Raw genomic sequence first — 12,729 nt, 5'->3', positions numbered from 1 at the left:
GGGGGTTGGTTTGGCACAACCTGAAAAATTTATGGACCTTCCACTAGAAGAAGTTATTGGTGACAGATTTGGGAGGTATAGTAAATATATTATTCAAGATAGAGCATTACCAGATGCGAGAGACGGTCTCAAACCTGTTCAACGCAGAATCTTGTATGCGATGCATGAAGAAAAAAACACACATGATAAAAGCTTTCGAAAATCTGCCAAAACTGTTGGTACAGTAATTGGTAACTATCATCCACATGGTGATTCTTCCGTTTATGAAGCCATGGTTCGCCTGAGTCAGGATTGGAAAGTTAGAAACGTATTAATTGAGATGCATGGAAACAATGGGAGTATTGATGGAGATTCAGCGGCAGCGATGCGGTATACAGAAGCAAGATTAGGACGTATTGCTTCAGAACTGTTGAAAGATATTGACAAAGAAACAGTTGATTTCTTTCCTAATTTTGACGAAACGAGTGAAGAACCAGTTGTATTACCTGCTAAATTCCCTAATTTATTGGTTAATGGTTCCACAGGGATTTCTGCTGGATATGCAACGGATATTCCTCCTCATAATTTAGCTGAAGTAATAGATGCAGTTATTATGAGAATGGATAAGCCTGATGCTACAGTTGATGACTTAATGAAAGTCATTCAAGGACCAGATTTCCCTACAGGTGGTATTATTCAGGGTGTGGATGGCATAAAGAAGGCTTATGAGACCGGTCGAGGCAAAGTAGTAAACCGTAGCAGAGCGTATGTAGAAGATGTACGGGGGAATCGTCAGCAAATCGTTATCAGTGAAATTCCATTTGAAGTAAATAAAGCAAATATGGTTAAAAAAATCGATGAACTCAGAATCGATCGTAAGGTAGAAGGGATTGCCGAGGTTCGAGATGAAACCGATCGAACGGGATTGCGCATTGTTATTGAATTGAAAAAAGGTGCAGATAGTGAAGGTGTTTTAAATTATTTATATAAAAACACGGATTTGCAGGTAACTTATAATTTCAATTTGGTAGCTATACAGGATAAGACACCTAAATTATTATCTTTACCACAGATACTGGATGCATATATTAACCACCAAAAGGAAGTTGTAACAAGGCAAACAACGTTTGATTTAAAAAAAGCAAAAAATCGTGCCCATATTGTAGAAGGTTTGATAAAGGCTATATCTATATTGGATGAGTTGATTGTTACCATCCGGGAATCGAAAGATAAACAAGATGCCAAAAAACGCATTATAGCAAAATATGATTTTACGGAAGCGCAAGCAGAGGCTATCGTGATGCTACAACTATACCGTTTAACAAACACAGATATTACACTACTTAAAAAAGAAGCAGATGAATTACGTAATACAATAAAAGAGTTGGAAACGATTTTGGCAAGTGAAAAAAGCCTTTATCAAACAATCAAAAAGATCTAAAGCAAATCAAGAAAACATTTTCGGATAAACGAAGGACAAGTATTGAAGATAAAATAGAGGAGTTAACGTTTAATATAGAAGTAACGGTTGCAAGTGAAGATGTACTTGTTTCTATTACAAGAGATGGATACCTTAAACGAACCAGTTTAAGGTCCTACGGGGCATCAAATGGGGAGGACTTGGCCATTAAGGATAACGATCACCTTGTAGGACTGATGGAGTTAAACACGACAGATAACATCCTGCTTTTCACAAGCAGAGGAAATTATATATTTCTCCCCGTTCATCAATTATCGGATATACGCTGGAAAGATCTTGGTCAGCATGTATCAAATATTGTATCGATGGCAAAAGATGAGTATATTGTTCAGTGTATTCCTGTTCGTGAATTTGAAGAAGGTTATCATCTTATTTTCTTTACTAAGAATGGGATGATCAAACGAAGCGAGATTAAACTGTATGATGCGCAAAGGCATTCAAAAACATTAATCGCGATGAATCTCAAAAAAGATGACGAAGTTGTCAATGTTTATCAAACAAATGGACACTCTGATGTATTCCTTGTTTCCAATAAAGGATATGGTCTATGGTACCATGAATCAGAGGTTTCACTTGTTGGTCAACGGGCTGCAGGTGTTAAAGCCATGCAATTAAAGGACGATGAATATGTTGTGAGTGGACATGTATTTGATGAGTTGGCAGAGCCATCAATGGTTATCTTGACACAACGCGGAGCATGTAAGCGGATGAAACTAGCGGAAGTTGAAAAGAGTAGTAGAGCTAAACGTGGTCAAGCCTTGTTAAAAGAATTAAAGAAAAAGCCACATCGCGTGAAGGGGTTTTTCATTGTTAAAGAAAATGACACACTGTACTTCCAAACAGCAAATGGAAAAACCCACAGCATTTTTCCACTTGAACTATCCAGCAGTACCAGAACAAGCAATGGATCGTTTATCATTGATACAGATAATCAAGGCGAAGTGACAGAGGCTTGGAAGGAAAAAACATATCAAAAACCTTTTGATGATGTTATGGAATAAACTATTAGCAGTAAAAAAAGTTTTGGGATAACATGATCATTCTCTCTGCAGATAGGAAAGGTTAACGCCTTCCTATCTGCTATATTTTTACTCATCCATGTTGTAAACGCTTCCTATTTTTGGGAGAATATGATAAGATAAAAAAATCAATTAGTTGAATTTATTGCGTGATAGTAGAGGGGGAAGGACATGAATTTTGAATTATCCAAAGAACAACATATGATTAAAAAAATGGTTCAAGCGTTTGCAGATGAAGTTATACAACCAAGAGCGATAGAGGCTGATAAAGAGGCAAAGTTTCCTGTCGATACCTTTGATCAGATGGGAGAATTAGGATTATTAGGAATCCCCTTTCCTGAGGAATATGGAGGTTCCGGTGGTGATACACTTTCCTACGTCCTGGCAGTGGAAGAGATCGGCCGTGTATGTGGGAGCACTGGTTTAAGTTACGCTGCAGCAGTTTCTCTTGGAGCAAGTCCAATCTATGCTTTTGGAACAGAAGAACAAAAAGAAAAATTTCTAACACCATTAGCACAAGGAAAAGCTTTAGGATCATTTGGATTAACGGAACCGAACGCCGGGTCTGATGCCGGTGGTACGCAAACGACTGCAGTGGAAGAGGGAAACGACTATATTATTAACGGGGAAAAATCTTTTATTACGAATGCGAGCTTTGCAAAAACAGTCATCGTTACAGCTGTTACTGGGAAAAACGAGAAGGGGAAAAACATCATTTCTGCCATAATTGTTCCAACAGATACAGAAGGAATGACCATTACAAGTAATTACGATAAATTAGGAGTTCGTGGCTCCGATACAGCAGAGATTGTTCTGGAAAATGTACGCGTTCCCAAAGAAAATTTGCTCGGCGACCCACAAAAGGGATTTCATCAATTTATGCACACATTAGATGGGGTAGAGTATCCATTGCAGCACTAGGACTTGGAATTGCTCAAGGATCATTAGACAGGGCATTAAGCTATGCAAAAGAAAGAACGCAGTTTAAAAAACCAATTTCCAACTTCCAGGCCATCCAGTTTAAACTTGCTGATATGTCTATGGAAGTTGAACTTGCCAGAAACATCGTACATAAGGCAGCTTGGTTAAAAGACAATGGGAAACCTTTTGGTAAAGAGGCTGCGTATGCAAAGCTTTATGCAACAGAAACCGCCTTTCGTACAGCAAATGAGGCCGTTCAAATTCACGGGGGTATGGGTATATGCGTGAATATGAAGTGGAAAGATATTTACGTGATGCAAAACTTTTGGAAATTGGGGAAGGTACATCTGAGATTCAGCGTGTCGTTATTGCGAGAAAATTAGGCTGCTAGAAATACAGAACAATAGGGGAGAAGTTTTATGATTAAGAAAGTACTCATAGCAAATCGTGGGGAAATTGCAGCAAGGATTATACGGGGATGTAAAAAACTTGCTATTCAAACGGTTGCCGTATATTCAGAAGCAGATCAAAAAGCTTTACATGTTAGGATGGCTGATGAAAGCTACTTGATTGGCCCTCACGTGTAAATGAAAGTTATCTAAATGTGGACAAACTAATGGATGTTGCTAAAAAAACTGCAGTTGATGCGATTCACCCCGGTTATGGTTTTTTAAGTGAAAGTGATACCTTTGCAAAAAGATGCAAAGAAGAAGGTATTATCTTTATTGGTCCTACGGGCGATGTAATGAAAAAGATGGGAAGTAAGATTGCTGCAAGAAAAGCAATGCAGGAAGCTGGTGTACCAGTTGTCCCAGGAACTGACGGAGGGGTAACATCTGTTGAGGAAGCAATGGATGCAGCTGGCGAAATAGGCTATCCAATCATGTTAAAAGCCTCTGCCGGTGGCGGCGGAATAGGGATGCAATTGGTATATTCCGATGCGGAATTAATAAAAGCGTATGAAAGTAATTCGAAGCGAGCCTTATCATTTTTTGGTGACGGCGCTATGTTCGTAGAAAAGAGATTAGAGAATACGAGACATATTGAAATTCAAGTTTTGGCAGATCATCATGGAAATGTAGTACACGTATTTGAACGGGAATGCTCTATTCAGCGTCGTAATCAAAAGGTGATTGAGGAGGCTCCTTCCCCGTTTCTATCTGTTAAAACACGTAATGCTATGGGAAGCGCTTCCGTAAGCGCTGCAAAGGCACTTAGTTATACGAATGCGGGCACAATCGAATTTTTAGTGGACGAGCAGGAAAATTTCTATTTCCTTGAAATGAATACTAGAATTCAAGTTGAGCACCCGGTTACGGAAGAAATTACAGGAATAGATATTGTTGAGGAACAAATAAATATTGCAAATGGTGAAAAACTTAAAATGACGCAAGATGAATTAGCGATGAATGGTCATGCGATAGAGGCACGTATTTACGCGGAGGATCCGATTACATTTCTTCCTTCTCCAGGAAAAATAACAGAAGTAAATATCCCATCAAACGATTCTATACGTAACGAAACAGCTGTAAGCAACAATGATGAAATTACACCTTTTTACGATCCGATGATTGGTAAGTTAATTGTTAAAGGTGCAACTAGAGAGGAAGCGATTTTAAGGTTTAAGGATGCGCTGACGAACTATCAAATTAAGGGAATTAAAACAAATATACCAATGTTATTAAAGATTGCAGATTCTCCGCAATTTAAAGCGGGAAAGACAACCACATCGTTTGTACAAGATTACTATTTACCATTAGTGAAAACAAAATAGGAGGAATTATTAATGGAGGAAATTAAAGCAAGTATGGCAGGAAATGTATGGAAAATTATGGTGGAAGAAGGAGATAATGTAGAAGAAGATCAGGATATTGTTATTTTAGAGTCCATGAAAATGGAAATTCCAATTGCTGCAGAAGGTCCAGGAACAGTTAAGGAAATAAAAGTAGCTGAAGGCGACTTTGTCAATGAGGACGATAGTATCGCTATTATAAGTGACTAATTTAATCGTCTTTATAGATTGGGAGGAGGTTTAATATAAATAATGGGTTAGTAGATTTAAAGATAGTCGAGAACCATATTGCAATCATAACATTGAATAGACCGGAAGCTGCAAACGCTATGTCAACAGCTTTACTCAATGAACTTCATCAAACCGTTAATAAGGTAGATCGGGATACATCCGTTTATTGCTCCATTATTATCGGGGCTCATGAAAAAGCATTCAGTGCTGGTGCAGATTTAAAAGAGCGTAAAGGCATGTCAGATGATCAGGTAATAGAAGCTGTACAGTATATAGGTAGTACGATTTCCGCTATTGAAAAGATGCGTATGCCCGTAATTGCCGCACTTAACGGTGTGGCTTTTGGCGGCGGGCTTGAATTAGCTTTAGCTTGTGATCTTCGAATAGCCGCGAAACATGTAAAAATGGGATTAACTGAAACATCTTTGGCGATTATACCAGGAGCAGGTGGCACGCAGCGTCTTCCTCGTTTAATTGGTATCGGGCAGGCAAAGCGTTTAATTTATACGGCGAAACCTCTGCAAGCTGATGAAGCATTAAATATTGGATTAGTGGAACAAGTTGTCCAAGCGGATGACTTATTAGATGAAACCATTCAACTAGCAAAAACAATTGCAATGAACGGCCCGTTAGCATTGCGTCAAGCTAAATTAGCAATTGACAGGGGCATGCAAACGGATGTATCAACTGCTTTAACATTAGAGCATTTAAGCTATAAGCAAACCATCCCCACAAATGACAGATTAGAAGGGTTGGCTGCTTTTAAAGAAAAGAGAAAGCCGCAATTTAAAGGAAATTAAGGAGAGGATACATAATGTCTGAAGTCGATGATCTGGAAAATAGAAAAGAAAAAATAAAAAAAGGAGGACACGAAAAATACCACCAAAAAAATGATGAAAAGGGAAAGCGCTTTGTTCGTAAGCGATTGGAATTATTATTTGATCAAGGTGTTGATATAGAGGATGCTCTGTTTGCAAATAATATGGATGATTCGCTTCCATCTGATGGCGTAGTCACAGGGATTGGAAAAGTGAATGGTCAAGATGTTTGTGTAATGGCAAACGACTCTACTGTAAAAGCCGGATCCTGGGGGAAAAGAACGGTAGAGAAAATTATCCGTATCCAAGAAACAGCTGAAAAATTAGAAATTCCAATGTTATATTTAGTTGATTCAGCTGGAGCAAGGATTACAGATCAAATCGAAATGTTCCCAGGTCGCCGGGGCGCAGGGCGAATTTTTCATAACCAGATTAAATTATCTGGACGCGTACCTCAAGTCTGTCTATTATTCGGACCATCTGCTGCAGGTGGCGCATACATTCCGGCATTTTGTGACATTGTCGTTATGGTTGATGGAAATGCTTCCATGTATTTGGGTTCACCTCGAATGGCAGAAAAAGTGATTGGAGAAGATGTGAGTCTTGAAGAAATGGGTGGAGCTAAGATGCATGCTTCTGTATCTGGTGTAGGTGATGTTTTAGTAAAATCGGAAGAAAAAGCCATTGAATATGCACGCAATTATTTAAGCTACTTTCCAGCTAGTTTCAGGGAAAGAGCAAGGGAGGCAGAACCAAAAGAAGCTAAAACTTTTGAGCAATCCATCACTGATTTAATCCCGGAAAATCAAAATGCCGCTTTTAATATGTATGATTTGATTAAACAAATTATTGATGAGGATAGTTTTTGTGAAATTAAAAAGAAATTTGCACCGGAATTAATTACCGGATTAGCAAGAATAAATGGGAAATCGGTTGGAATCATTGCTAATCAACCACGTATGAAAGGAGGAGTACTATTCCCGGATTCTGCAGATAAAGCAGCAAAATTTATTCAGCTTTGTGATGCGTTTAATATTTCATTATTATTCTTGGCGGATGTTCCCGGATTTATGATTGGCACAAAGGTAGAACGGGCAGGAATTATTCGTCATGGAGCCAAGATGTTAGCAACGATGAGTGAGGCAACGGTTCCAAAGATTTCTGTTATCGTCAGAAAGGCTTACGGTGCAGGGTTATATGCCATGGCAGGTCCAGCCTTTGAGCCGGATTGTTGTATCGCTTTACCAAGTGCACAAATAGCAGTAATGGGCCCTGAAGCGGCAGTAAATGCTGTTTATGCAAATAAGATTGCCGAATTACCTGAAGAAGAGCGCGCTGCTTTTATAAAAGAAAAACAGAATGAATACAAAGATAATATTGATATTTATCGCTTAGCATCTGAAATGGTTGTGGATGCAATCGTTGCCCCGGATAAACTGAGAAGTGAATTAGCAAAACGATTTACGATTTATGAAACAAAAAACATCACTTTTACGGAAAGAAAACACGGTGTATATCCAGTTTAATTGTTTCGCTTTGATATTTTATTAATATCAAAGCTTTTTCATACCATAATGTAGAATACATAGGATAACACAAATATGGATTCACAATAATATTATTATGTAAACTAAATTGTGATAAGAAATAATGTAGAAAAATAGGATTTAATCTCGTATAATAGATCCTAGTAGGTTATTGAGAAAGGACTTGAACAGGTAGATGCTAAATGGAATATACACACAAGTCGGAACACAGCACTTAGTAGCTCTTCACAAAGTAATGATAACGAATAAAGATAGCGTAAATGCTACAAAAATAGTAGATATTTATGAAAAACTCGAAAAGGGTGAACTAGTAGTCAGTTTTGCTGGTCATTTTTCTGCTGGAAAATCATCGATGATAAATGCACTTTTAGAAGAGGATATTTTACCGAAAAGCCCGATCCCAACAAGTGCCAATGTCGTTAAAATTAATTCAGGTGAAGGTGTAGCACGCGTATTTTTTAAACACAGCCAGCCAGTCGAATATATAGAACCTTATGATATGGATCGGATTAAAGCATATTCAATGGAAAAAGATGCCATTGAAAAAATCGAAATAAGTACCGGAAAAAAGGTTGTTCCTGAAGGCGCTGCTATCATAGACACACCCGGGATTGATGCTGCAAATGATGCTGATCGATTAATGACAGAGGCTTCATTACATCTCGCCGATGCATTATTTTATGTCATGGATTACAATCATGTGCAATCAGAGGTTAATTTACATTTTCTAAAAACGCTGCAACACAAGCGTATTCCATTTTATGTCATTATTAATCAAATGGATAAACATGATGAAGACGAAATCCGATTTGAAACTTTTGATGCAAATATTAAACAAACGTTTGATCAGTGGGGCCTATTTCCAAAGCAAATTTTTTATTCTTCCTTAGTTAATCCCTCATCCAAACATAATCAGTTTGATGAAATAAAACAGACACTTTTTACAATGATGAGTAAAAATAAGGAAACATTTTTAAATCATACTAATGTTATCAAACAAGTAATGAAGGATCATAAACATTTTCTCAAAACACAATATGAGGCGATTATGGATGTCACGAGTGAACCCGAAAATAACGTAGAAGAAATGGAAGTTGTAGAAGCGAAATTAACAGAGCTGAAAAATGAGCCTATGGAATTTGAAAAAGCTCTGCAGCATGAATTACAACATACATTAAAAAATGCATACTTAATGCCTGCCACTGTTCGCGATAAGGCGGCAGCATTCCTAGAATCACAACAGAAATCTTTTAAAATTGGATTACTTGCAATGAAAAAGAAGACTGCTGAAGAAAGGAAGGAGAGGTCAAATGCTTTCTTAGCATTATTGCAGGAAAATATTGAAGCATCCATTCAGTGGAAACTTCGTGAAAAAATAATAGATTTGCTAAAAAGTTATGATATAAACGATCAGGAACTTCAGAAGAAAATTCAGGATTTATCAATTACGTATTCGCATGAGGATCTTTTGAAACTCATAAAGACCGGTGCAAAAGTAAATGGTGATTATGTAATAAATTATACAAGCGATGTAGCCACTGATATTAAACAGCAATTTAGAAAAAGGGTTCGCTCTTTGTCGGAATTTATTTCTCAGGCCATTATCAATAAAAATAAGGAAATGATTTCAACGTACGAAGAACAGCTGACGCAATTAGAGGAAGCTCAAGCACGGATGAAAGAACAAGATGCTCTTCAAGCAGAATTGGAAGAGAAATACAGTCAGATAGACAGACAAATCCAAGTCCCTGAATATGACGAAGAAGCCTGGCGCGCTTTTCGACAAGATAGAGAGTCTAAACAACAATCAATGTCACGTGTAGATATACCAACGCAAGACCCAAACGCTCCCACTAATAGGAACGACGAGCTAGTAAAAGCAGAAATAAAAATGGGAGAAACACTATCGGTAGGTCTCGTTCTTGAAAGTATTCGCGAAACACTTGAGGTAATTGAAGAGCTGCCGGGGTTTCAAACATTAATCGGCGACCTGAAAGACAAACAGAATCGATTAACTAATCGCACATATACGATTGCACTTTTTGGCGCATTCAGTGCAGGTAAATCTTCTTTTGCGAATGCACTACTTGGAGAACCTGTCTTGCCTGTTTCACCAAATCCGACAACTGCCGCTGTAAATCGTATTCGCCCTGTAACGAAATGGAATAAACATGGTACGGTAAATGTTACGTTGAAGAATCAAGATGTGTTAAGAAATGATATTTTAGTAGTTACAGCGATTTTTTCTCCACCAGATGTAAATTTTGAAGGATTATTGCAGTGGGTTCAAGATAAAGGAATTCATCAAAATCCGCAGCTAAATAAAATGTATCAATCGTATTTACAGGCATTGATTACAGGTTTTCGTGAAAACAAGCGCTTTATTGGAAAGACAATTACAATTACATTAAATGAATTCACAAAATATGTAACGGATGAAACAAAAGCATGTTATATCGAGTTAATCGATCTTTATTATGATTGTTCTCTAACTCGTCAAGGAATTACATTGGTTGATACACCCGGGGCAGATTCTGTAAACGCCCGTCATACCAATGTGGCTTTTAACTATATCAAACATGCCGATGCAATTTCTTATGTAACCTATTATAATCATGCATTATCACGTGCTGATAAAGACTTTCTCATGCAATTGGGTCGCGTGAAAGAAGCGTTCCAGTTAGATAAAATGTTTTTTGTCGTCAATGCCGCTGATTTGGCAGGAGATGACGCAGAATTGACATTGGTTACGAATTACGTTCAGGAACAGTTGCTGGAACTGGGCATTCGTTTACCCAAGGTTTATCCGGTGTCCAGTAAACTAGCATTAAAAAGCAAACAAAATAGGCAACACGTACATGAACAGATGCAACAATTCGAAGACAACTTCTATCATTTCATCCGTAATGACTTGAGTCTATTAACTGTAAAAGCTACATTATGGGATATTAAACGTAGCTATCAAACATTGCAACACTATATTGAATCATTGAACCTGGACCATAAAGAAAAAAGCAGACGTAAACACGATCTATTATCAAAAAAAGATATCGTAATGCAAAAACTAAAAAAGTTTGACACAGAAGTGCATAAAAAACAAATAGCACAAAAAATAGAGAAGCAATTATTTTATGTACTGGAAAGACTAGCCATTCGTTATCATGATATGTTCAAGGAATCGTTTAATCCAACAACGATAACGGAATCAGGAGGAAAAGCACGCCCTCAGTTAAGAGGTGCATTACAAACCCTCATTGATTATGTTGGTTTTGAATTATTGCAAGAGATTCAAGCTGTTTCCTTAAGAGTGGAGTCATATATTCAATCACACGCGGCGGAAGTATACGATACGTTTGTTGAAAGTAGTAAAGAAGTGGATAATACATTCATTTTACCTAACTTTGACCAGGTAGAACTGGAGACACCATCCTATGAAAAAGCTTTTCAGGAGATAGTGCTTTCAGAATTTGATCATGTACTTGCAATGTATAAGGGAACCAAAGCCTTTTTTGTGAAGAATGAAAAAGTAGCCATGAAAGAACAGCTCTATAGTGTATTGGAACCACATGAAAAACAGTATTTAAACGACAATGAATCGATAATGAATTCTATGTATTTGCAGCAATGGGATAAACTAGTTGAAACTATGAAACAGAAAACGATGGGAAACTTAGATGCACATATTAACAGTTATGTAGAAATCATGGAATCTTCTGTTGATATGCAGCGTTTGACAGAAAAACTTCATGTCTTGGATCGTATCATAGATAAGCATGCTATAAAGGATGTGCAGTAATTGGAAAAACAAAAAATATTATTGGTGGATGGCATGGCATTATTGTTTCGTGGCTTCTTCGCAACAGCTTTTCGGGGAAACTTTATGAAAACCAGTAAAGGAATACCAACAAATGCTGTTTATCAGTTTCTCCGGTATTTCTTAGATGCTACTGATACTTTTCAGCCTACGCATATAATTTGTTGCTGGGATATGGGAAGTAAAACATTTCGCTCCGAGCTATATGATGGATATAAAGCGAACAGGCAGGATCCACCAAAGGAACTGATTCCGCAATTTGACCTTATAAAAGAAGTTGTTGAAGCCTTTAACATGCCTAATATCGGACTTGAAAACTATGAGGCTGATGATTGTATTGGTACATTAGCAAAAACATATGGTTTAGACAATGATGTGATTATTCTGACCGGTGACCAGGATATCCTTCAACTTGTTGATAAAGGAATTCGGGTTGCCATTATGAGAAAAGGACAGGGAAATTATGAGGTCTTTGATCACATGAACTTTTATGAGAAAAAAGGGATATCACCTAAACAGATCATTGACTTAAAAGGGTTAATGGGTGATACTTCAGACAATTACCCTGGAGTCAAAGGAATAGGTGAAAAAACAGCACTGAAACTACTTCAAGAATATGGAACGATTGATGACTTACTTGAGAATATAGAAAGCCTGCCAAAAGGAGTTCAAACAAAAATAAATGCAAATATTGATATGCTTCATCTATCGAGAAATCTGGCTGAGATAAAATGTGACATTCCTATTGACTGCCAACTGAATCACGCATTATGGAAATACGATAAAACAAAGATTGAAGAAAAATTTGATGAGTTGGAATTTAAAAATCTGGCCAAATTATTATAATACCTTTACGAAAATAGGGAAATGTCAGATACTGTTAATAAAGCTATTGAGTAAAATGAAATGAATAGACCGATAAAAATGTAGTTTCCCAAACTACATTTTTATTAACTTTTAGATACCAGTATATACATATACACCTATATGTATATACTGGTATCATGTTTTATTTAATCTATACATATACCCTTCAGAGTATATGTATATACCTTGTAAGTCTTTGATTTACCGTTTTGAATATAAGGTTTTTATGGGGGTATTATTTATAAATAATACATTACAAAC

At 37.2% G+C, this 12,729-nt stretch carries 6 protein-coding genes and 3 pseudogenes; all 9 read left to right on the top strand.

All coding sequences use genetic code 11. The features are described 5' to 3' along the window. The first annotated feature begins 10 nt into the window (after positions 1-10). The 9 genes and pseudogenes from parC (at position 11) to KFZ56_RS10950 (ending at position 12,447) form a co-directional block, all read left to right on the top strand. Positions 11-2,460 (top strand): annotated as a pseudogene (parC, locus tag KFZ56_RS10985) (DNA topoisomerase IV subunit A). A 189-nt stretch (positions 2,461-2,649) separates the two neighbouring features. Further along, positions 2,650-3,399 carry an acyl-CoA dehydrogenase family protein gene (locus KFZ56_RS10980; RefSeq protein ID WP_375540677.1) on the top strand — a complete coding sequence of 250 codons (750 nt, stop codon included), beginning with the start codon at positions 2,650-2,652 and terminating at the stop codon, positions 3,397-3,399. Beyond that, positions 3,345-3,790 (top strand): annotated as a pseudogene (locus tag KFZ56_RS20065) (acyl-CoA dehydrogenase family protein). The gene KFZ56_RS10980 and the pseudogene KFZ56_RS20065 overlap by 55 nt, the downstream one beginning before the upstream one ends. Before the next feature lie 28 nt (positions 3,791-3,818). After that, positions 3,819-5,173: pseudogene (locus KFZ56_RS10975) on the top strand (acetyl-CoA carboxylase biotin carboxylase subunit). A 12-nt stretch (positions 5,174-5,185) separates the two neighbouring features. Then, complete coding sequence (locus KFZ56_RS10970) at positions 5,186-5,401, top strand: acetyl-CoA carboxylase biotin carboxyl carrier protein subunit (RefSeq protein WP_222641971.1); 216 nt, start codon at positions 5,186-5,188, stop codon at positions 5,399-5,401. 35 nt (positions 5,402-5,436) lie between these two features. Then, positions 5,437-6,222, top strand: a complete 786-nt coding sequence (locus KFZ56_RS10965; RefSeq protein WP_222643972.1) for an enoyl-CoA hydratase — start codon at positions 5,437-5,439, stop codon at positions 6,220-6,222. Positions 6,223-6,236: 14 nt separating this feature from the next. Beyond that, positions 6,237-7,766, top strand: coding sequence for an acyl-CoA carboxylase subunit beta (locus KFZ56_RS10960; RefSeq protein WP_222641970.1), 1,530 nt, complete (start codon positions 6,237-6,239; stop codon positions 7,764-7,766). 196 nt (positions 7,767-7,962) lie between these two features. Then, entirely contained in the window at positions 7,963-11,583 is a 3,621-nt protein-coding gene (locus KFZ56_RS10955; protein ID WP_222641969.1) for a dynamin family protein, read from the top strand. Continuing rightward, on the top strand, positions 11,584-12,447 hold the full coding sequence (locus KFZ56_RS10950; RefSeq protein WP_222641968.1) for a 5'-3' exonuclease: 864 nt from the start codon (positions 11,584-11,586) through the stop codon (positions 12,445-12,447). It abuts the gene before it with no gap. The last annotated feature ends 282 nt before the right edge of the window (positions 12,448-12,729 follow it).

Source organism: Virgibacillus sp. NKC19-3, assembly GCF_019837165.1.
Taxonomy (GTDB): domain Bacteria; phylum Bacillota; class Bacilli; order Bacillales; family Amphibacillaceae; genus Virgibacillus_L; species Virgibacillus_L saliphilus.
Note: the sequence above shows the minus strand (reverse complement) of the source record. Positions and strands in the feature narration are given on the sequence as shown.